21 protein-coding genes are annotated in these 22,329 nt (G+C 46.0%); 8 read left to right on the top strand and 13 right to left on the bottom strand.

The features are described from left to right. Positions 1-43: 43 nt before the first annotated feature. Both mdoH and KUL49_RS09775 read right to left on the bottom strand, forming a co-directional pair. Positions 44-2,035 carry a glucans biosynthesis glucosyltransferase MdoH gene (gene mdoH, locus KUL49_RS09770; RefSeq protein ID WP_131137164.1) on the bottom strand — a complete coding sequence of 664 codons (1,992 nt, stop codon included), beginning with the start codon at positions 2,033-2,035 and terminating at the stop codon, positions 44-46. Further along, a complete protein-coding gene (locus KUL49_RS09775; RefSeq protein ID WP_131137165.1) occupies positions 2,016-3,641 on the bottom strand; it encodes a glucan biosynthesis protein in 1,626 nt (541 codons plus the stop codon). Before KUL49_RS09775 ends, mdoH begins: the two co-directional genes overlap by 20 nt. 858 nt (positions 3,642-4,499) lie before the next feature. Between KUL49_RS09775 and KUL49_RS09780 the strand changes: the two genes are divergently transcribed. Continuing rightward, positions 4,500-5,054: an outer membrane beta-barrel protein gene (locus KUL49_RS09780; RefSeq protein ID WP_131137166.1), complete on the top strand. Its 555-nt coding sequence runs from the start codon at positions 4,500-4,502 to the stop codon at positions 5,052-5,054. Positions 5,055-5,146: 92 nt separating this feature from the next. Here the strand turns inward: KUL49_RS09780 and KUL49_RS09785 are convergent, their stop codons facing one another. From KUL49_RS09785 to KUL49_RS09800, 4 genes are read right to left on the bottom strand one after another with little or no spacing between them, the layout of a single operon-like run. Further along, entirely contained in the window at positions 5,147-5,380 is a 234-nt protein-coding gene (locus KUL49_RS09785; RefSeq protein ID WP_131137167.1) for a YheU family protein, read from the bottom strand. Positions 5,381-5,428: 48 nt separating this feature from the next. Further along, complete coding sequence (locus KUL49_RS09790) at positions 5,429-6,463, bottom strand: hydrolase (protein WP_014951329.1); 1,035 nt, start codon at positions 6,461-6,463, stop codon at positions 5,429-5,431. Positions 6,464-6,483: 20 nt separating this feature from the next. Then, positions 6,484-6,993: a TIGR02444 family protein gene (locus KUL49_RS09795; RefSeq protein ID WP_014977787.1), complete on the bottom strand. Its 510-nt coding sequence runs from the start codon at positions 6,991-6,993 to the stop codon at positions 6,484-6,486. Next, entirely contained in the window at positions 6,974-8,926 is a 1,953-nt protein-coding gene (locus KUL49_RS09800; RefSeq protein WP_131137168.1) for an ATP-binding cassette domain-containing protein, read from the bottom strand. The genes KUL49_RS09795 and KUL49_RS09800 overlap by 20 nt, the downstream gene beginning before the upstream one ends. 118 nt (positions 8,927-9,044) lie before the next feature. Between KUL49_RS09800 and KUL49_RS09805 the strand changes: the two genes are divergently transcribed. Together KUL49_RS09805 and KUL49_RS09810 are read left to right on the top strand one after the other, a co-directional pair. Further along, a complete protein-coding gene (locus KUL49_RS09805; protein WP_131137169.1) occupies positions 9,045-9,251 on the top strand; it encodes a YheV family putative zinc ribbon protein in 207 nt (68 codons plus the stop codon). A 178-nt stretch (positions 9,252-9,429) separates the two neighbouring features. Further along, on the top strand, positions 9,430-10,542 hold the full coding sequence (locus tag KUL49_RS09810) for a DUF748 domain-containing protein (RefSeq protein ID WP_131137170.1): 1,113 nt from the start codon (positions 9,430-9,432) through the stop codon (positions 10,540-10,542). Between the two features lie 22 nt (positions 10,543-10,564). Here KUL49_RS09810 and KUL49_RS20800 read toward each other — a convergent pair whose 3' ends face one another. The 3 genes from KUL49_RS20800 to KUL49_RS09820 form a co-directional block, all read right to left on the bottom strand. Then, the gene (locus KUL49_RS20800) at positions 10,565-10,723 is read right to left on the bottom strand and encodes a hypothetical protein (RefSeq protein WP_012520154.1); all 159 of its coding nucleotides are present in this window, start codon (positions 10,721-10,723) and stop codon (positions 10,565-10,567) included. A 283-nt stretch (positions 10,724-11,006) separates the two neighbouring features. Then, a complete protein-coding gene (locus tag KUL49_RS09815) occupies positions 11,007-11,255 on the bottom strand; it encodes a SlyX family protein (RefSeq protein ID WP_052234916.1) in 249 nt (82 codons plus the stop codon). Between the two features lie 9 nt (positions 11,256-11,264). Further along, positions 11,265-12,197: a WD40 repeat domain-containing protein gene (locus KUL49_RS09820; protein WP_131137243.1), complete on the bottom strand. Its 933-nt coding sequence runs from the start codon at positions 12,195-12,197 to the stop codon at positions 11,265-11,267. 197 nt (positions 12,198-12,394) lie between these two features. On the opposite strand from KUL49_RS09820, the gene fkpA reads away from it, so the two are divergent. Further along, a complete protein-coding gene (gene fkpA / locus KUL49_RS09825) occupies positions 12,395-13,180 on the top strand; it encodes an FKBP-type peptidyl-prolyl cis-trans isomerase (protein WP_131137171.1) in 786 nt (261 codons plus the stop codon). A 266-nt stretch (positions 13,181-13,446) separates the two neighbouring features. Here fkpA and KUL49_RS09830 read toward each other — a convergent pair whose 3' ends face one another. Continuing rightward, positions 13,447-13,716 (bottom strand): hypothetical protein, encoded by a 270-nt coding sequence (locus KUL49_RS09830; protein ID WP_170826521.1) that lies wholly within the window; start codon positions 13,714-13,716, stop codon positions 13,447-13,449. A gap of 174 nt (positions 13,717-13,890) precedes the next feature. Here KUL49_RS09830 and greB point away from each other — a divergent pair, with 174 nt between their 5' ends. The 3 genes from greB to KUL49_RS09845 all read left to right on the top strand — a co-directional run bounded on the left by greB (position 13,891) and on the right by KUL49_RS09845 (position 19,118). Next, positions 13,891-14,376, top strand: coding sequence for a transcription elongation factor GreB (gene greB / locus KUL49_RS09835; protein WP_014951337.1), 486 nt, complete (start codon positions 13,891-13,893; stop codon positions 14,374-14,376). 178 nt (positions 14,377-14,554) lie between these two features. Beyond that, a complete protein-coding gene (locus tag KUL49_RS09840) occupies positions 14,555-16,903 on the top strand; it encodes a Tex family protein (RefSeq protein ID WP_131137172.1) in 2,349 nt (782 codons plus the stop codon). Between the two features lie 436 nt (positions 16,904-17,339). Beyond that, a complete protein-coding gene (locus KUL49_RS09845) occupies positions 17,340-19,118 on the top strand; it encodes a C1 family peptidase (RefSeq protein ID WP_131137173.1) in 1,779 nt (592 codons plus the stop codon). A 121-nt stretch (positions 19,119-19,239) separates the two neighbouring features. Here KUL49_RS09845 and KUL49_RS09850 read toward each other — a convergent pair whose 3' ends face one another. The 3 genes from KUL49_RS09850 to bioH all read right to left on the bottom strand — a co-directional run bounded on the left by KUL49_RS09850 (position 19,240) and on the right by bioH (position 21,485). Beyond that, on the bottom strand, positions 19,240-20,166 hold the full coding sequence (locus KUL49_RS09850; RefSeq protein WP_131137174.1) for a putative metalloprotease CJM1_0395 family protein: 927 nt from the start codon (positions 20,164-20,166) through the stop codon (positions 19,240-19,242). Positions 20,167-20,180: 14 nt separating this feature from the next. Next, positions 20,181-20,498, bottom strand: a complete 318-nt coding sequence (locus KUL49_RS09855; RefSeq protein WP_014951365.1) for a hypothetical protein — start codon at positions 20,496-20,498, stop codon at positions 20,181-20,183. A gap of 177 nt (positions 20,499-20,675) precedes the next feature. Then, positions 20,676-21,485: a pimeloyl-ACP methyl ester esterase BioH gene (gene bioH, locus KUL49_RS09860; protein WP_110289570.1), complete on the bottom strand. Its 810-nt coding sequence runs from the start codon at positions 21,483-21,485 to the stop codon at positions 20,676-20,678. A 98-nt stretch (positions 21,486-21,583) separates the two neighbouring features. Between bioH and KUL49_RS09865 the strand changes: the two genes are divergently transcribed. Continuing rightward, a complete protein-coding gene (locus KUL49_RS09865) occupies positions 21,584-22,297 on the top strand; it encodes a ComF family protein (protein ID WP_131137175.1) in 714 nt (237 codons plus the stop codon). Positions 22,298-22,329 lie beyond the last annotated feature (32 nt).

The raw sequence follows: 22,329 nt of genomic DNA on the forward strand, positions 1-22,329 counted from the left end.
ACACATGTGCGGTTTTTTTGTTTTGATATCTACTGTGAGTCTATTATGCGCTGTTAGGAAGCCTGTGGCGCATAGGTAATGGCTTTTGACTTAGTACTTGCTCTGGCATGCTCTGCCACACGTTATCAGGAAGCGCTGGGATGTCTGCCTTGTGCTGTGAGATAGCAAAATACTCCATTGCAACGCGTAAACGCTTAAGTGCTTTACACTCATTCACTTCCTGGTCGATAACAAACACGCCCCACTTACGCATGGCTATGCCCAGCTTATCGCTGCTTGTTAAGCGGATAACCGGCGCCGCTAACACCATGCCTACCAATACAGGTAACAACCACATAAATAGCGACGGAGTGAAATAGAAGGTAGTTACGCCCCACGCTACCGCCAGACAGCTCATAATTTGCGTGTGTTTAATTGCAACTTTCCACGGTACTTTGCGCCCTTCGCGCTCTTGCGCTTCCCATTTAACTGAGTGGCCAACAAAAACGCTAATCACAAAATAACTGTGATAGAACATCATTAGCGGTGCAATAAGCACGGCCATAGCCAATTCAATTGCTGCCCCTTTAAGTAAAGACCACGCGCCACCAAATTCGCCACGACGTTTTATTAAAGCTAAGGTAATACCGAGAAGTTTAGGCAAGAATAATAAGGCCGCCGTACCCCACATGGTTACCATCATCATGTCTTGACGCGCAACCTGCCAACTAGGGAACAGCTGGTATTCAGACACGAAGAACTCTGGCACTGACGTGGCGCGAATTAACGCATCTGCCGTACCTAGCGCCAACATGCAAAATAATATGAGTGAAGAGATATACGCAAACGCACCAAATAAGAAGTGCAGGCGGTTCGCCATTTTAAGACCTTTAACGTTCAATAGCCCTAAATGCTGTATGTTGCCCTGCACCCAACGGCGATCGCGAATAGCATAGTCAACAATGTTACTTGGTACTTCTTCATAGCTGCCTGTAGTGTCGGTAAGCAAGTAGGCCTGCCAGCCGGCACGGCGCAAAAGCGCAGCCTCAACAAAGTCATGGCTTAGTATTTCGCCACCAAAAGGCGCGCGCCCTTCAAGGGTAGGTAGCCCGCAATGCTGCATAAACGGTGCAATACGAATAATAGCATTGTGCCCCCAATAGTTCGCACTGTCTGTCTGCCAAAACGATAGTCCTGTTGCCAACATTGGGCTATACAGGTGAGCGGCAAACTGCACAAAACGTCCAAAGAAGCTGTTTTGACGCACCGGCATCGGAATGGTCTGCACTAGCGCCGTATCAGGGTTTTGCTCAATACGACGCGCCAAGTCTTGCATGCGCTCTCCGGTCATTACGCTGTCGGCATCTAACACAATCATTGACTCGTAATTTGCGCCCCAGCGTTCACAAAACTCTTTAAGGTTGCCCACTTTTCTGTGCAGGTTTTGTTCGCGACGACGATAAAAGACTTGGCTAGAGAAGGCACCTAAACGCTTTTTCAAACGGGTAAAGGCACGTAGCTCTGCATCCGCTTTTTCCATATCGCGGGTGTCGCTAAGCATGAAAAAGTCGAATTTCGAACTGTTTTCACTTTCCATCAACTCGCGAATACAAGCTTCAAACCCCACCATGATACGGCGGGTATCCTCGTTATAAACCGGCATGACCACGGCGTGCTTTTGCGTTAATGGCGCAGTAGCATCAGGCTGAGATTGATTTCTGCGCAAGCTTAGCGGGTCAATGTTAAAAAGCTGCAAAAAGAAACCAATAATGCCTGTCCAAAATGCCATGCACAGCCAAGCAAACAGGGTTAACCCCAACCCCAACTGTGCGATCTCCAAGTTAGTAAGGCCGTTAGGTAAAAAGATCTCGTATAAACTCCAACCGGCCAATGCCGTACTTGGAATAACTAGCATTGCCATGATAAACAAACGCATATGCTCTCCTTTTAAGATGAAGTGTGAAGCACGTGCAGTGCTATCACTTTTAACCTGAGGCACGGCTTTAGCCCCGTTCGATACCGATTTATTCGTGTGATTATTTTGGCTGGTAGACATAATTCCAAACCTCACTCACACGCTTACCGTCTTTCTCAATGTAAGCGCGCATATCTACCGTTTGCTTTTCTTTTGGCTTTAGGAAGAAAGTGGCACGCCACTCTTGTCCGTCAGCAACGGGATAAAGGCGCTGCTGAGAAATCGTGCCGTTAGTACCCTGTACCACCAACTTCATCGATTCACTATCAAAAGCAACGGCGGAAGGCGCGCTAAAATCTACGCTGAACTGTCGTGTCGTATTCAGACTGTCGTTTTTAAACTCGTCACCCGGCAATACAGCCTTGCCTTGGCGGGTACGTACTACAGAGGCCAATTCACTGACAAAAGGGTTCTGTTCTACCGTTTTAAGCTCATAAGCAAAATACAGAGATTCACCCGACTTAAACGGCTTTTCAGGCGTCCAAAAAGCCACAATATTGTCATGGATCTCAGACTTAGTAGGAATTTCTACAACTTCTAATCGGCCTTTCTCAAAACCTGCTTCTGGCGTAACCCAAAGCCCTGGACGAATATGATAGTTGGCCTCAGCATCAAGGTAATTATCCCATTCGCCGTCGCGCTGAAGCATACCGAACCCTTTGGGGTTTGTATCGCTGAGTGACGTGACTTGGAGGCGAGCAGGATTAGTCAGCGGACGCCAAATTTCTTCGCCAGCGTGAGTGACCATGAGTACACCATCACTATCATGCACCTCTGGACGATAGTCGTCATGGCGCTTTTCTGTGTTCTCGCCATACAAAAACATACTGGTAAAAGGAGCAATGCCTAACTTGTTTACGTCATCTCTGGCAAATAACCAGCTCTCAACTTTTACACTGGTATCAATATCAGGCTGGATAACAAACTTATAAGCCCCAGCCACCGAAGGGCTTTCTAGACGGGCATAAATAGTAATTGGCTTGCCTTCACTCGGTTCTATGACCCAAAACTCAGTGAAGTGAGGAAACTCTTCACCTTTTGCTAAAGCGGTATCAATTGCCAAACCTCGAGCAGAAATACCATAAACTTGATTTTTACCTACCAAACGAAAATATGAAGCGCCGAGGAATACAGCAAATTCATCTTTGTACTCTTCGTTCTTGATAGGGTAGTGAACGCGAAATCCAGCAAACCCTGACTTTTCGTCCGTTAGCCCAGCTAACCCCGACGCAGACCCGTCGTAGTTGAACATGTCACTGTCAAACGCTAAACGTTCAGGCTTATTGTTTTCGCCAATAGTGTGGATAGTGACGGGGTATTCATATAAAAAACCCGGGTGAAAAAACTGCAGTTCGTAATCATTTTCGCCATGCCAAAGGCTCTGCTCTGGCTTAAAGCGAATTGAGCGATACGTTGTGTAGTCAATTTCTTTAAGCTTACTGTTTAATCCGTGATCGTCCTGCTCATAGCTCTCTGTCGCTGACTTGCGAGCAGCGTCAATAATTGACTGAAGAACGGGGGATGCTTTTTGAGGCTGATTAGTATCGTTCACCTCTACAGCACCGGCTTGATGAAACGCAAATAATGCGATGACACTGCTCATCGCTAAAAGAAGGTGTGAAAGCTTATTGCGCTGACGCACATTCGTTTGTAAATCTTTACCGAAAATTGAAACTGGCTTAGCCATTTGTCCTCTCCTTATGAAAACAATGGTTATCCAGATGGTCATCACACCCTTTTACTGCCTTGCTACATATTACTGTTAACAGTGAGTCTGTTACTTAAGATGCAAATCTAAAAAAAGGGGCTGATTGAAACCATGCGAGAAAGGCGCTCTATTCCTTTCTGTGTTCACTGGCATCGCGGATATCGCGAGAGCCGAATTCCTTGCCTAATGGCTTGAGTGAACATTGGATAACTCATAATGACTTGAGCAAAAGCTGTTCCAACACGAATAAAGCGGCAATATTTTTTATAATTACCTTTATTTACAGTGATTTAAATTTCATGCTGTTAGAAGTCGGTCATGATTACCTTGTTGTAAATTTGTCCGATGAGTTAGACAAAAGGTTAACTGTTGTTTTTTAGAGACAGTTGAAGGTGCCAATATGCTTGGATTTTAAAACCATTCAGTAATTTTACTTAGTGAGACATCACTCGCTTACTTTTCCTGTAACAATTTTATCTTTATTAATTAGTTAGATAGATAAATTGCGCTACACATGCTCAATCGCTTTTCACGAAGTTGGCAAACGCTTTGCTATTCATCATGTTGATAAATTTATCGGACACTATTTCTTAACGGAAATAAAAAAGATGACATAAAGGCGAGTTTAGCTTTGTGCTCATCAACTGAGTAACCTTTTGCAGTGTGTCGTAAAGCACTGACTTGAAAAACGTTTTGCAAACTATCTAGAGCCATTGTGTAAAGACTAGAACCATTATGAAAAGGTTAGAGCTTTATAGAGTACCTAGAACGTGTTTAAACAACGAAAACGTTTGCGGTGAACAAGGTGGGTTACTGAACATACTAAGGAGTTATCACATGCGTAAATCAATCACACTTATTGCAGCAGCACTAACGGCGGCAACACTTCCTCTTACAGCAATGGCCGACAAGCCTGACTGGCGTTACGTAGAAGGTGGTTACACCAAAATGGACTTTGACGACAACGAGTCTTTCGAGCCAGACGGCCTAACCGTTAACGGTAAATACCTATTAAACAGCAACTGGTACCTCAACGGCGAGTATAGCTTCTTTGAAGAAGGTAACTTCGATTTTGATATGTTGACACTAGGTGCTGGCTATCGTTTACCTGTAAACGCGACCACAGACGCGTATTTTGGTGCCAACTTAGAGCGTATCGACGGTGACGTAAACGACGAAACCGGTTACAGCATTAATGCTGGCCTTCGCTCGATGATCACAGAGCAGGTAGAGCTGGCGGGTGAAGTAGGCTACTACGACGTAGACGATGGTGAAGCGACATTTAGAGTAGGCGCTAACTACTACATCACGCCACAATGGGCTGTGGGTGCAAACTACAGAATCATTGATGATTTAGACATTATGCAGGTAACTGCACGTTACGCGTTTTAAGCCTTCCTCTCCTCAGGTAGGTAGCCGGGTTGCTCGACCCGGCTTTTTTGTGTCTGTATTTCAAGTAGACGGTTATTCTATCGCTTCGCTTTCTATTCAGCAGTGTCGCTGGGCTCAATATCTTCTTTTCTTTTGATGTCTACACTTTCATGAAGTTCTGAATAGACCAGCACCGCCTCACCCGATTTGAGTCTGTCTAACACTTGCTGCACTTTCACATCTAGCGCAACTTCTTCAGCGCCGTAGTCCGTGCCCTCTCGCAGAACAAAAGACTCAGCCAAGCTATAAAGCGTATCGGCTTCTAGCGCGTCAATGGGGATTATCATTCACACTCCTGATAAAAAGCGTTTGGGTAAATTATTAGGGCATCAACATTAGCGGCTGACATAACGACACGTAGTATTTACAGGTAAGGCTTCACTTACAAAACGTTTCACCCGTTCGTGCAGCCATACTTTAGGATTTAATATAGAACCTTGCATGAACCCAACGTGACCGCCTCGTTCACTAAGCTCCACGGTAACGTTGCGCGCAAGCTCTTCTTCCTTAGGCACAATTAAGTGATTCATAAAGGGGTCATCAATGCTATGCAATACCAGTGTAGGACAGTGGATCGCGCTTAAAAAGTGATACGCACTACACTTTTCATAGTAGTCTTGAGCGTCTGCAAAGCCGTGAAGCGGCGCTGTGATCTTCTCGTCGAATTGGGTAAAGCTGGTGATCTCTTCCACATCAGTTTTTGTTAGCTGTATAAGCTTGCGATAATCGATGTACTCCATTTTCTTACGCAGCGTATCTTTCATGCTAGTAAGTAAATACTTTTGATATACGCGAGAAAAACCCTGGTTAATTGATTTAGCGCATTCAGAAAGTTTAAGAGGTGAAGAAATGGCAATCGCTGCCTTAAGCCACTTTTGCGCAGGGTTTTCGCCCAACAGTTTCAATAGCATGTTTCCGCCAAGGGAAAAGCCGATGGCCACTTTAGGAATTCGTGGAAATTTATCGTGAAGCCACTCTAAGAAAAAGCTGGGGTCTTCTGTTTCTCCACTGTGATACGCCCGCGCTTTTAAGTTTGGCACGCCGCTACAGCCGCGATAGTGCATCATCACCACCTGCCAACCATTTACTGACAGTTGAGCCATCATATCGTTCGCGTAATGCGACTTAATGCTGCCTTCTAAACCGTGAAACATCACCACGATACCCGATGTTTCCTGTGGTTTTGGCCCCCACGCCACATCGACGAAGTCGTCATCGGGTAATGTGAGACGCTCCATGTCGTAAGACAAAGGCAACCGCTTTTGAATAAAACGCGGCCATATGGTTTGCACATGACGGTTCTTCGCCCACCCTGGCACCTTAAAGCTGCTTTTTATTATCTTTCCATGCGATAGCGCTGATTTACTCATTTTATTTTCTTATTGTGTTTTTACGATAGTTGGTTAACCACTAGGCTCACTAGCTGGCGCGCCTCGTTGTTGTCTCGCAGTCCGTATGCATTTATAAACGCTGCGATAGACGCGTTAAATACGTTAGACGATACAGATTGCCCCTGACCCAGATGCGTGACTGGCTGCTCATTGAACGACGCAACAATATCGTGCTGCTGCTGTCTTTCAAGCTCTAGCTCTTGTGCTTTGAGTGCGTCATATTCCGCTTGGTCTCCGCCTTTTTCGGGGCTCGCAGCCTTTCGCCTTGCACGGTGATACTGTAACTTTTCTTCGGTCGCACTTGATGCCGCAATCACTGCCTTAAGCTGTGGCAAATTAATGATGACATTATTCTCTAAACACCAGCAAATCAGCAAGAGAACGTTTACATTAACCTTGTGATTGTCTTGCAGTAAAAGCGCAAGGGGAGCCATATCACCTTTGGTATAGCGAGAAACGCTATACTCCCAAAACGCGCGGTTTTCGATATTAGGCGTTGGCATTGTCATACTCTTCTCGCTTTAGCTCAATTTGCTCTTGGGCATCTAGCCATGCCATCTCTTCTTCTTCAAGCTGTTGCTTAAGCTGAGTTTGCTTGTCGAGTAGGCCCATAAGCTGCGCCTTTTTGTCTTCGCTGTAAAGCGAAGTATCGGCAAGTGACGCTTCCACCTCAGCCAAAGCAGCACCACATTTTTCCATGGCTTTTTCGTGTTTTTCAATGGCTTTTTTAAGTGGCGCAACCCTTTGCCTAAACTCGGCTTCACGGCGTTTTTCTTCTTTACGATCTAATTTGCGTTCCGGCTTACTCTGCGCGCCAGTCTCTTGTTGCTCTTCGTTTTTGGCGTCGCTGTTGGCCTTGGCTTTTTCCGCTGCCTGCTGTTTTAAAATCCAGTCGCGATAGTCGTCCAAGTCGCCTTTAAATGGTTCAACTTCGCCACTGTCTACCAAATAGAAATCTTCACATACCGAGGAAAGTAAGAAGCGGTCGTGCGATACCAATACCATTGCCCCTTCAAAACCTTGAAGCGCAATGTTCAGCGCATGGCGCATTTCTAAATCTAAGTGGTTGGTAGGCTCATCCAGCAGCAATAAGTTAGGTTTTTGATAAACAATTAGTGCCAACACTAAGCGCGCCTTTTCGCCACCTGACATAGGTGCCACGGGGGCCAACGCCTCATCACCATTAAACCCAAATCCACCCAGATAATCGCGAAGTTGCTGCTCGGTGGCTTTTTCATCAATACGTTGCAGGTGAAGAAGCGGCGTAGCGTTAGCATCTAATGTTTCTAACTGATGCTGAGCAAAGTAACCAATCTTAAGGCCTTTAGCCGTATTAAAAATACCTTGCTTTGGCGCATGCACACCCGCCAATAGTTTGATTAGCGTGGACTTACCCTGCCCGTTTCGACCTAGAAGACCTATTCTGCTGCCAGGCACTAAATTGAGTTTTACCTGTTGAAGAACAATATGATCATCGTATCCCAGCTGTATCTTTTCCATTTGCACAAGCGGGTTAGGCAGTGCCGACGGCGGCGCAAAAGAAAAGCTAAATGGGCTTGCCATATGGGCTGGCAACAAGGTTTCCATTTTCTCCAACTGCTTAATACGACTTTGCGCTTGCTTTGCTTTACTCGCTTTAGCTTTAAACCGGGTAATAAACGAATTGAGGTGCGCTACTTTTTGCTGCTGCTTTTCATATTCAATGTTTTGTAGGCGAATACGTTCAGCACGCTGAGTTTCGTATGACGAGTAGTTACCTGTGTAGGTGATAAGCTTTTGTTGCTCAACACTGATAATTTGCGCAACCGTATTGTCGATAAAAGCTTTATCGTGAGATATCAGCAGCAGCGTACCCGCATAGCGTTGAAGCCATTTTTCTAGCCATATCACGGCGTCTAAATCTAAGTGGTTAGTAGGTTCATCAAGCAGCAGTAAGTCTGAAGGGCAAAGCAGCGCTTGAGCGAGGTTCAATCGCATACGCCAGCCACCTGAAAAATCGCTAACTGGCGCGCTTAACTGCGTATTGGTAAATCCAAGACCCGACAAAATAGTCGCTGCGCGTGATTCCACATCGTAAGCCCCGGCTTGCTCTAACTGCCCATGTATTTGGCCAATTTTTACGCCATCTCCACTTTCTTCAGCGGCTTTTAATTGTGCTTGCAGAGTACGTAAATGTTTGTCGCCGTCCACTACATAGTCTATTGCACTTCGGTCAGTGGCTGGCGTTTCCTGTGCCACGCTCACAATTCGCCAATCACTGGGTACGCTGCAGTCGCCAGCATCAACACTCAACTCACTTCGCAGTAGCGCAAATAGCGTAGACTTTCCGCAGCCATTACTGCCAATCAGCGCCATTTTATGGCCTGGAAAAACCTGCGCCGACGCTTCTTCTAGCAGCATTTTGCGGCCGCGAAGTAGCGATACATTTGAAAGCTTTATCATGAGTAACCTGTGATGGAACAAACTAAGGCGCGTATAATATCAAAAACTTAAGGTAAAAGCTGATCAACACTTACCATTTCAAGGTATAATAACCGCGAAATTCCCCAAAGGTGTATGTATGTCAAAACGTGTAAAACGCCGCTTTGTTGCAGGGGCTACGTGCCCGAAATGCCAAGAGCTAGATACGATTTCGTTGTATTTTGAAAATAACGTAGAAAAGCTTGAGTGCGTGGCGTGTGGTTATAACGAAGCGCAAACTGACGAGAAAGTCAGTGCCGCCACCCGTGAAAACGAAAATGTGATTGGTATCTTTAAACCTCACTAACATTCCTACCCACGTCTCAGTAAATCTTACCGCTAAGCCTGTGTAACACCTCTTATCATCGTACTCAGGCTTTTTGAAATAATCTCCACACTCCCCGCCAACAAAGCGCCTCCCTGTTCTAGAGCGAAAAAAGTTACGCAGGCATAATTTTTGTATTCGCTTAGTAGAGGAGTGAAATATGAAACATGCTAAAAAACGTGTCTGCTATGTCATTATAGCCTTGTTGCTTACGCTTATTGCCATAAGACTTTACTTGCCTTACGCCGCAGCGTCATACATCAACACGACGCTGAGTCAGTCAAAAGAGTATAACGGCCGCGTGGGCGATGTAGATTTAATGCTATGGCGTGGCGCATACAGTTTAGAACATGTTTTGCTTTATAAGGCGAACGGGCAAGTAGATAGGCCGCTGTTTAAAGCTGACTATGTGGAGTTTACGCTTTCATGGTCACAGCTTTTCAAAGGTGCAGCGGTAGGAAAAGTCATTGTTAATTCCCCAGAGATTAATTTTGTAGACGGCAACACGGAGGAGAGAAGCCAGTCTGGTAAGGATGAAAACTGGTTATCTATCGCCGACCAACTCTTCCCGTTACGCATCGACAAGCTAACTATTAACCAAGGAAAAGTCGCTTTCCACAACCCCGATACTTCTCCGGCTATCGACATTGCGCTTCATGATATTCAGCTTGAAGTGAATAACTTGGTGAATAGCGATAACTTGTCAGACTCACGTGTAGCAACGGCCAAAGCGCAAGGACAAACGGCACAGCAGGGCACGATATCCTTAAACGCTAAACTCAACCCCGCAACAACAGCCCCCACATTTGACGTTGATATTCAAGCTGACAACGTTGGACTAGTGAACTTTAAGAACCTACTTGATACCTACGCACCGTTTGATCTGGAAGCCGGCACACTCACGCTTGCGGCTGAAGTGGCGTCTAATGAAGGGAAAGTAAAAGGCTATATCAAACCCATTTTGCATAATGTGGAGGTATTTTCTTGGAAGGGTGACATTGAACGTGACGGCGATGGTTTTATTGAAGGCAGTATCGAAGCCATTTCCGCGTTTGTCACCGAACTGTTTGAAAACCAAAGCGAAGAGCAAATTGCCACACGCATTCCTGTTGAAGGCGATTTATCAAGCCCTGACACCCAAACATGGGAGGCATTTACCGCGATTTTAAAAAATGCATTTATCGAAGCTTTTAACGGCGATGTGGAGAAAAGTATAGAGTTGGATAGACTCGATCTGGATAAGTTGGAAGCGCCGGAAGGCTCTGAAAATTAAGAGCCCTCGCCGCTGAGCGCGCTTAAATAGTACAGCTATCGCCACAGTCGTTGGCGCCGTCGCGCATACCTTCAATCTCTTGACTCTCTTGCTTGTCTTTTTCAGCCTGTTTCTCTGCTACTGACTGCTCAACAGAGTCAAAATCGATGCTATCAAACGCATCCATATCAAAATCGCTCATAACTCACTCTCTTAAATAGTAAAAAAGGCTTCTTTTTGCTGAAGCCTTTGTATCGGGGCGCAAGTGTAATTCAAATGTATATTCTGGCTAAATGAAGACTTCGCCTAACTCATAACAAGATGAACTAGCGTGATGTTTTTTCAACACTACTGCACATCAACGAAGCGCCTTTGATGTCTTCACAGGCCTCACCCCACGATGAGCGCCCCACAATAAGTGTCATCGCCAATGGACGTGCTCCAAATGAATACCGCGCTGCAATTGCTACTGCGCTTCAATTATTTTAGTAATGCGGAGGCGGGGTTTCTTCTGACTGTTTAGCAATATTAGACGGCTCGATAGACTTAACGCGGTCAACGACATGGCGTACTTTAAAGGCTAAATCGTCAAGCTGCTTTTGTTGCGAAGACAGCGCTTCATTAAGTGCCTCGATAGTGTGTTCTTGAAAGGCTACCTTCATCTGTAACTCTTCGATATAGCTATTGGCGCTATCTATTTGCTGTTGTAGATGCTCAGCGCTTTTCTCTGTCATGTAAATTCTCTATCTCTCTCGTTGCCATTCTTCGGCAAGGCCACTACTGCTTATGGACAATATATTATCATTGGGGAGGAAGGCGACGCCATACACAACTGCGGTTGGTGGTGAAACCGACTCTCGTGAAGCAACCTGAATGGATTGCACTTGCTCGCCAGTTTCCAAATCCCACAGGTATACTTTTCTGGCGGGAGAGCCTGTTAGTAAAAACTGACCATCTTTGGAAAACTCAACGTCTGTGAAGATTTTCTGACGCGCTGCATATTTGAGGGATGCCACAGGCTGCCCGGTTTGCACATTCCACACTTGCGACTTGCTCTGGCTGTCCGCAGTAAAAGCAAAGCGGCCTTCATCATCAAGCGCTACTTTTGTTACTCGCGTGGGGTGGGTGAATGTATGAATTATTTGCCCAGTGTCAGTGCTCCATAAATACGCTATGTAATCGTTTCCCCCCGTCAATGCGCACTTACCGTTAGGGGAAATATCAATGGAGTTAACCTTTTCTTGATGCCCTAAAAACTCTAGTCGACGCGAAGTACGAGGTTCAAAGTACATAACTTTGCCATTTGAGCGCGCCACCAATATGCCGTTACCATTATTGGTAACCACAACATCTCTAATTGATGACTCGTCAATGCGCCAAAACCCTTCTGGTTCGCCAGTTTCTAAACTCCACAGCGCAAAAGCCTCGCGGTCAGCGGTAACAACGTAGCGTTTGTCGGCGCTAATGTGCACTGACATAACAAGGTTATCCCCTTCTCCTTGGTGGCTCCAATGATAAAGCGGTTCACTTTGGCCTAACCGCCACACGTTAACGCCATTATTCACACCTGACACCACAGCAAGTGTACCGTCGGTAGAAATATCTGCTGCGTATGCACCTTCTTCTACATGACGCCACTGTTGTATTGGCGTAGTATCAGGGACAGAACATCCCATGGAATTGCCAATTAGTAAGGTGAGTAACACTATTCTGTGGAACATTTGAGGCCTAAACATAATCAAATAGGTTTCGCTTTGTAAACGCTAGGTTTAACATAGCATGGATCACGCATCTTTAACTATCGTGCACACTGCCTTAGATGCAGCAGTATAGACATAGACGCATGATGATAATAATTAATGGAGACGTTTTTATGCAGAAGTCGCTCGTTGCCTTATCTACTATCGCTGCGCTAGGCCTTTTCGCTTGCCAGCCAAATACATCTGATGAGGCCGCTTCTACAAGCGCTGATAGTGCAAAAACAACTGCAGTTTCAGCAGAAGAAATGACAGATACACAAAAGCAAGCTTATGCCATGGGCGCAAGCATGGGTTTGTTTGTTAGCAACCGTGCGGAGCAACAAGAGCAGCTAGGTTTAACACTAGACCAAGATGCGCTACAACAAGGCTTTAAAGACGGTCTTAACGACACCCTTAAGTTTACGCCAGAGCAGATTCAGCAAATCGCTCAACAAGGCGAAGAAGTACTTCGTGCTAAGCAGCAAGAAATGGCGGAACAAGCCGCAGAGAAAAATATTGAAGCAGGCCTGGCTTACCTAGAAGAAAACGGTAAGAAAGAAGGCGTGGTAACGACAGAGTCTGGTCTTCAGTACGAAGTACTTGAAGAAGGCGAAGGCGCAAGCCCAGAAGCGACAGACATGGTTAAAGTTCACTACCGTGGCACCTTGTTAGATGGCACTGAGTTTGATTCATCTTACAAGCGTGGCGAGCCAGCGGAATTCCCGCTTAACCGCGTTATTTCTGGTTGGACGGAAGGTGTTCAGCTAATGAAGGAAGGCGCGAAATACCGCTTCCATATCCCATCTGAACTCGCTTATGGTGCGCGTTCTACCGGCGCAATCACGCCAAACTCAACACTAATCTTTGACGTTGAGTTGCTAGAAGTAGTTAAGCCTGAAGCCGAAGCGCCAGCAGAATAATTCAGCGCTTTAGGAAAAAGAGAAAGCCGACGCATAGCGTCGGCTTTTTTGTTTTAGTGAGTCAGCGTGATCCTTGCTTACCTTTTCCCTACGAGCCAGTGGGTTTTCACCACGCGCGTACCCAAATAGTAAAGTGGGTTATTCAATATGCTTGGTGCCTCGAATTACACTAATAAGCTTAGTCTAAATCGACCAAATTTCACGGTCTATTCCAAGCCTTTTTGGAACAATTTCGCCTTAAAACTTGGTGCTTAAAACAAAAGGTTTTAACGCTGAGGGGCGCGCCGTCTTTCTGTGTGTACCTTAAACGTAGCAAAATGATTTAACAGAGACTGACCCACCTTATACATAGCACAACCTAAAATAAGATATATCACGGTTTGCATACTATTTAAGCGAACAACGATATCAAGCAAGGCATACAACAATAACAGCGCGCCACTTAAAAACAGCATAAAACCGATGATAGTACCGCTGGTTTGGAACGGATCGTTCCCCGACCTTCGACGGTTCAACATTGGTATCCTGTTACGCATTCATTTCCCCTAATGGTTTGACTATTATTTATACTACGACACTAAACGAAAGGTTTATGTTCAATAATTATTCAATCTGGCTCTTTTATCACTTTTTGACGTACAGAAAGATTGCGTTTTGCCTTATTACCCACATAAAGTAGGGGTAATTAGCTGGATTATTTATAGGACATTGTGAAAACACCGCTTATCACTCGAAAGGGCTACTTAAAGCTTAAACAAGAACTGGATTTCTTGTGGCGTGAAGAACGACCTGAAATTACTCGCAAGGTAACCTGGGCAGCGAGCCTTGGTGACAGAAGCGAGAATGCCGACTACCAGTACAATAAGAAGAAGCTACGGGAAATTGATCGACGCGTACGCTACCTTCGCAAGTGCTTGGAAAACTTAAAGGTTGTGGACTACGATTCACAGCAAGAGGGTAAGGTCTTCTTTGGTGCATGGGTTGAAATTGAAAACGAAGCGGGCAAGGTGATGGAACTTAGGCTCGTGGGCTACGACGAAATTTTCGGCCGAAAGGATTACATTTCTATCGACTCTCCGATGGCGCGAGCACTGCTTGGCAAAGAAGAAGACGATGAGTTTGTTGTAAAAACCGAAACGGGCACGAAAGAGTGGTGGATAAACCGTATTTGGTACGACGCAACAGACAAACTGTGAGCACTAATATGCCCTATTTAATCACCCATTTGTAACACAATGATCAGACGACTTCCCCTACACCGCGGTGATATACTCACCGCTCCTATTTTCACTACCGACGCTGTGTATATAAGCCTTTCACACACCGTTTATTCGCCATTGCCTGAGGCGAATTATTAGTATCTTAGAGCGACTTATGATTATCAATAAAATTGCAGATGAACTTAGCGTTCAACCTTCGCAAGTAACTGCCGCTGTTAAACTTCTTGATGAAGGATCTACCGTACCTTTTATCGCGCGCTACCGAAAAGAAGTGACACAAGGCCTTGATGACACACAGCTGCGTACCTTGGAGCAGCGCTTAACCTACCTGCGAGAGCTTGAAGAGCGCCGCGATGTAATCCTTAAATCTATCGAGGAACAGGGCAAACTAACCGACGAGCTTAAAAGTAGCATCACCAGTGCTGACAGCAAAACTACCTTGGAAGATTTGTACTTACCGTACAAGCCCCGTCGACGCACTAAAGGCCAGATTGCTATTGAAGCGGGCCTTGAACCTTTAGCTGATACCTTATTTTCTGCCCCAGATACCGATGCTGAAAGTGCAGCAAGCGAATACGTTAACGCAGATAGTGGCATTGCTGATACTAAAGCAGCATTAGAAGGCGCCCGCTATATCTTAATGGAGCGCTTCGCCGAAGACGCTACACTGCTGGCAAAAGTGCGCAAGTACTTAACTGAAAATGCTTATGTAAAAAGCACGGTTGTAACAGGCAAAGAGCAAGAAGCCGCCAAATATAAAGACTATTTCGAACACAGTGAAAAGTACAAGAACGTACCATCTCACCGCGCGCTGGCGATGTTTAGAGGCCGCAACGAAGGCATGCTACACATTCAGCTAGATGCCGACCCGCAGTCAGAAGACAACGGCCCGTCGCATTGCGAACATATTATTGCCAGCCATTACGATATTATGCACCGCGGCCGTGGTGCAGATGACTTCTTAGCTCAAGTTGTACAGTGGACGTGGAAAATCAAAATTGGTTTACACATGGAAACTGAGCTCTTCAGCGCCCTTCGTGAGCGCGCTGAAGAGGAAGCCATTGAGGTATTTGCTAAAAACTTAAACGACCTGTTGATGGCTGCGCCTGCAGGTGCAAAAACCACTATGGGTTTAGATCCAGGTTTGAGAACCGGCGTTAAGGTAGCGGTCGTAGACAGCACGGGTAAAGTGGTCGCAACCAACACCATTTTCCCGCATGCACCACAAAACCAGTGGGATAAATCTATTCGTACGCTCACCACGTTGTGCAAGCAATACAAAGTAGATTTAATTAGCATTGGCAACGGTACAGGCTCACGCGAAACCGACAAACTTGTTGGTGAAATGCTCAAGAACAACAGCGAGCTTACTGCACAAAAAATTATGGTCAGTGAAGCGGGTGCATCGGTGTATTCAGCCTCTGAGCTTGCCTCAAAGGAATTACCTGACCTTGATGTGTCAATTCGTGGTGCGGTGTCTATCGCACGCCGCCTGCAAGACCCGTTAGCAGAACTGGTTAAAATTGAGCCTAAAGCCATTGGTGTTGGCCAATATCAGCATGACGTAAGCCAAAGTCAGTTAGGCAAGTCGCTAGACCGTGTTATTGAAGACTGTGTAAACGCTGTCGGGGTTGACTTGAACACTGCTTCGCCCGCGCTATTGAGCTACGTATCGGGCTTGAATAAAACTCTAGCGCATAACATTGTTAATTTCAGAGACACTAATGGCGCTTTCCCAGACCGTAAAGCGCTATTGAAAGTTGAACGTTTAGGGCCTAAAGCCTTTGAGCAAGCGGCAGGCTTCCTGCGCATTGTAAACGGCACCAACCCACTTGATGCCTCTGCGGTTCACCCTGAAGCATACCCAGTGGTCGATAAGATTGTTGATACTACCGCTGTTGCGGTTAACGACATTATCGGTAATACCGAGCTACTTAAAAGCTTATCGCCAGATACGTTTACCAGCGATGCATTCGGTTTGCCCACCGTTAAAGACATTCTAAAAGAGCTAGATAAACCGGGTCGCGACCCTCGTCCAGAGTTTAAAACTGCTGCGTTTAAAGAAGGCGTTGAAACCATCAATGACCTTAAGCCGGGTATGATCCTAGAGGGCGTAGTGAGCAACGTGGCGAATTTTGGCGCATTCGTTGACGTTGGCGTGCATCAAGACGGCCTGGTACATATTTCAGCCTTGACTAACAAGTTTATCTCAGACCCTCGCGAGGTGGTTAAAGCGGGCGATATCGTGAAAGTAAAAGTGCTTGAAGTAGACGTACCGCGCAAGCGTATTTCCTTCACCATGCGCTTAGACGATACACCGAGTCCAAGCAATAATGCAGGCGGTAAACCAGCAGCAGGAAAACCACAAAGTAAAGGGGCTGGGCGTGCTAACGCAAAAGCAAACCCTCGTTCAAATCAGGGTGGCGGCAATCGCAACAGCCAGCCTCAAAACAGCGCCATGGGCAACGCCTTTGCTGATGCATTTGCTAAAGCAAAAAAGTAAACAGTAGCGATTCAACATAATTTACTGTTGCTTATAGAGGGCCTGTCACTGACAGGCCCTCTTTGTATCACACTTCCATTTAGCCTGCCGTTTTTGCTACATTAGATTGTGGTACATTAGTTCGGGCGCATAGAAATTTTATGTGCCCAAAAACTCTTTAACCAAAAGCACCAGAATAGAGAATACCGAAATAATGAAGAGGTGTGGGTCACACCGAAACCGAAGTTCGTATATTGGTAGCGTTTAGCAAGGCCGTTGACATGCGTTTAGAGCCTTAACGTTTAACGAAGGTAATGTTGCTCATTTGACCACAGCCTTTTTCTAGGCAGCACTTTCGGACAACCATAATGAGCTAAGGGCCACTAACCTTTGGTGTACGAGCGTAATCATCCAACTGTACAGCAAAGATTATCTGCCCTCATCAAAGGATGATTTTATGAACTCGCCTGTCTCAAAAAACATGCTGAATGTCAGCGCCGATTACCCCGACCTTCGGGATCGTTATTACCAGCCAAATCTTACTCCACTTAAGCCTTTTATCGACCCGCCAGGCAATTTGGTTATTTTAGACCAAGGTAAAGATGGAGCGTGCACCGGCTTTGCATTGGCCGCTACCATTAATTTCATTTACCGTCAGCAAGGCCGAAAACATACTGTTAGCCCGTGGATGCTTTATGCCATGGCTAAACGTCATGATGAGTGGTTAGGTGAAGCGTATGAAGGCTCTAGCTGCCGCGGTGCAATTAAGGGGTGGTACAACAGTGGCGTATGTAACGAGTCACTAACTGAAGATATTAAGCACAGCAACGAATTTGAAATGACCCTAGCTATTGCTAACAATGCAAGCAATCACAGGCTAGGTGCGTACTACCGTATTGAACGAGAAATTAGCGATTTTCATGCGGCGCTTAACGAAGTGGGCGTAATCTTTGTTTCTGCCAGAATTCATGAAGGCTGGAAAGATAGCGAAGGTGATGTAATAAGCCTAAGGCCTGAACCCATGGGCGGCCACGCGTTTGCTATTGTTGGCTATAACGATGAAGGTTTTTGGATCCAAAACTCTTGGGGTACGGATTGGAAAAAGTCAGGATTGGCACTTTGGCGATACGACGACTGGGCGCTAAACGTTATGGATGCATGGGTTGTTCAACTCGCACTTCCTATTTCAGGTACAGGCACTTACCACCAAGCTACGCGCTCTATTGCACAGGGTTTGTTTTCTCGTTCCACACCACGGGTGAGTATTCAAGATCACTTCGTTCATTTCGACGACGGACACTTTGATACCAGAAGTAAATATTGGAGCAATAAAAACCACGTCGATGCCATTATTGAAAAACTTTCTGACAGTAACCATCGCCACGTAATGCTGTATGCACATGGCGGCTTAAATAGCATAAAAGCTTCGGCTAAACGCATTGCAGCAATGAAAGACACCTTTCTTAAAAACGATATTTACCCCATTCACTTCATGTACGACACGGGTATGCTAGAAGAACTCAAGGATATTCTTGGCTTTAAAAATAAAGAGATTAGCAACAAAGTTGGGGCCTTCACCGACTACACCGACCGCATACTAGAATGGGCAACACGTAAAGTAGGCGGTGCACTGTGGCGAGAAATGAAATCAGACGCTTGCACGCCTTTTACCCGTACCACATCAGATGGTACGTATTTCCTAACGCAATTGGCCGCCTACTTGAAAGACAATTCAGATATTAAGCTGCATGTCGTCGGTCATTCGGCAGGCTCTATTTTTCATGCACACAGCCTATCTAGGCTGTGTAAAGTTGATGAAAACATAACGATTAAGAGTCTGCATTTACTGGCTCCAGCCATTAGCTACTCCTTGTTCAACGAAAAGCTCTCTGCGCTTATAGAAGGGAAACACATTGAATCGACCACGGTTTACAACTTATCTGAAGCGTTGGAAAAAGATGACCACGTGGCGCGTATTTACCAGAAGTCGTTGCTCTATTTAGTATCAAATGCGTTTGAATCCAAACCAGAGATGCCCTTGTTAGGTATGGCTGTGTTTAATCAGCCGCTGCCTAACGTGACGTTTAAGTACAGTGAGGGGAAAGTAGGTGATGCCACCGCCGCCACGTCCCATGGTGGCTTCGATAGCGACGTAGATACCATGAACTCGGTACTTTCAGACATCACTGGCGGCTCACCTAAATATCCGTTTACAAAGGCAATACTGGATTATTAGGGCCTGCTGGTTTTAAGGCAATGCAAGGGAAGTGAAAGTGCTTTTTTCGCGATTTAGCCCTTAGCTATGACGGGCTAAATCGTTCGTGCAATGTTAAGCAGCTAGCGTTAATTGCACGTTATCATGCTTGAAGCGATAAACCTTCTCTAGAGGGGGTGTAAGCTTGCAAATAAGCATTTTGAATTCGGCCAATTCGTGTTTGCATCACATTAGGCTCATTTGCCTGAAAGCCTTGTGTGTCTGCTGATGAGGATTGATTATCTAACACCATATTCGCAATAGAATCGGTTGCGGTGCCTATATTTGTATCGGGCTGCAAGGCTGCCCCTGAGTCTGCAACAATGCCATTGCTTTGTGCTGAGGTAGAACCTGTTGAAGCCGTTTCTGTTTGGCCTTTGGCAATCTCGCTACGGGCCTCTGTGGCTTTTTGAGAAGCCTCTGCAGCCACTTTTAAATCTTGTGATGAAGGTTCAGCTGGTGCGAGGGCGGCTGCGCGCACTTGCTCCATTTTTTTCAGCGTTTCTTCAGGCGTTTTTTCTTCTGAAACATCAATCGACACTTCGCCATCGGTCACATAGCGTTTATTGTCAGGGCCTGTAGTGTACTCATACTGTGGAGCACCAGCGTACTGACCGCCTGTTGAAGCATGCGCTTGCTCGTGAACCCTCACTTCCTGATCGCGGGCTTTTAACTGCTCAATTTCAGCAGCGTCTTGTTTCTTTTGCTGTTCTTGTTGCCTGTCTTGCGCGCCCTGCTTGCCTGCACTCTCATCTTGCGCATTATCTTTCTGTTGCCCAAATACGTTTTGAAAGGCAGCTTGAAGTTCTGTTTGTACCTGAGGGCGTTCGTAAGTAACCGGCGCTGGCGGCTGGCCGGGGCTCTTCGCTTTATCGGCTTCTGACCCCAAGCCTTTTTGAGAAGCCCCTTGCTGGGAATCTGACGCTTGGGGAATAGTTTCACGCTGCACGTTATCTCTACGTGCAGACTCTGTATTTATGTTCGCCGTGGGATAAGCAATGGCGTTAAGGATTGGTGTAACGATATTCACCGTAACTGCTCCACCTACGCAAGCACGTCTATGATGGTACCAAGCATCTCATCGGCAACACCTAATACTTTGGCAGAGGCTTGGGCATTACGTTCGTTTACATTGAGCGCGATTAAGTCGTCAGTGAGACGCGTGGAGGTAGACGTTGAATTCGATGACGTGTTTATTGTGTCGGTATTGGTCGCAATAGGTTGAGCGGGTGCTACCGCATCCTCAGCAGTTCGCTGAGCAATATTTGATGCTGCCTGCGAAATTCCGTCGCTGGCATTTTGTAAACCATATTGAGCCGCTGCAAATGCAGAGCCTGCACCTAAACCATCAATACTTGTCATACACTACCCCTAACCTCTCATGTGCAATTATTAACCAATTTCACACAAATGGAAAGACATGTATTACACCCTGTCATTAACTTATTGTAAGCAGGCGATTTTTATTAAGCTGTCAAAGATAAGAAAAGCTTCAAACTATCGGCAAGCGGCGGTTTGAAGCTTCATGTCATCGCTTTATTAAGACGCCTTTTGCTGGTAAACGCCAGCGGCAAAGCGAAATAAAATGTCAGCAGTTTGCTGAGGATGTGAAATAAACGGCGCATGCGACGCATGAGGCAGAACAACGGTATCAGCCTGCGGATGTAGCTCACATATACGATCTATTCCGCTGGTCGGCACTAGACTATCTAACCTGCCATACAATCGTAACGTGGGTGTAGTTATTCGCCCCACGTCTTGACGCATATCTTCAGTAGACAATATGCGTAAACCTTTCTTAAGCGCTTCCTCGGCGGGATCTGGGAATTGGGTTACCTGTTCTCTGATCGCCTTAATATCCTGCTTTGCCGTTTCGCTGCCCATCGCTTGAATTGCCAAAAAGCGTTCCAGTGTTTTCTGATAGTTCTTTTCAAGCTGAGTCTCGAACATTGAAAGTAAATCGGCAGCAATACCCGGCCAACAAGGCCCTGCTATAAATCGAGGTGTTGAAGCAATCGTTACCAGTCCGGTAAGTTTTTCTGGTGCTAACAGCGCTAACTTTTGCGCAACTAGGCCACCTAATGACCACCCAACCAACACACACTGGTCTGGCAGTTGGTTCGCAATGGATTGAGCCAATGTTTCCACGTTATACGGTGACGGAACGAACTCCGCATTTTCCCCAAACCCAGGAAGATCTATGGTGGTGACGCGAAAATTATCACTTAAATAAGGGATAAAGGATGTGAACGCTCCGCTGTTCATACCCCAACCATGAAGAAATACCACATCTACGCCTGTACCCTGAGTACGGGTGACAAGCTCGCCGTTTGTATGCAAACTTTCCATTTACACCTCCTTAGGCAGTCACGTGTTTTTGAGGCAACACGAAATAATGAAAACAGGTCGACGTTCGACAATTCAAGGAAGTTGATGGAATCAACACTATGAACCTTTCATGCTTGCTATGTTATCAGGCAAGTCCTACGCCAGTATGTCACTGGTGTGAAGATGACATATTTTTTTTCGATGCCACGTTGCACGGAAGTAACTTACTTCAATATGGCCCTGTGGCAGGCCACGTCAAGCATAGCCACTATGACGCGTTACGCGTTTTGGGACTTCATACGTGGCCAATGTCATCACTGGTTCACCAGTTAAAGTTTACGCATTCCCTTACGGCAGGAAAAGTATTAAGTAACTGGTTTGTCCATAAAATGCGACAGTGCACTTTAACAGTGCCCAATGTGCTGCTTCCGGTGCCAATTAGTGCATGGCGACTTGCTACACGGCACTACAATCAGGCTACGCTTCTGTGTGAAAGCATAAGCAGTGAGCTGAATGTTCCAGTTAACCAGTCGTGGGCCAAACGACGGGGCTTTAGCGTGCAGCATCACTTATCCAAAATGGCGAGAGCCGAAAACGCAAGCCGTGTATTTAGTCTATCGACGCAGTGTATCGATGATGAGATAGCAATAGCGCAAGGCATTAAAGATGGCAGCAACTTCAGCGTTGCAATCGTCGATGACGTACTCACCACCGGCGTGACCGTGAATACTTTGAGTAAAAGGCTCAAAAAACGCTACCCAAATTTACACATTCAGGTGTGGGTAGCGGCATTTACGCCACCACCTAAAAGCAGTCTGTATCAGAAAGCCTAGTGATCAGAAGCGGTGATACTGAAAAGCGCGGC

Origin of the sequence: Alteromonas sp. KUL17 (assembly GCF_006538305.1) — a bacterium.
GTDB lineage: Bacteria > Pseudomonadota > Gammaproteobacteria > Enterobacterales > Alteromonadaceae > Alteromonas > Alteromonas macleodii.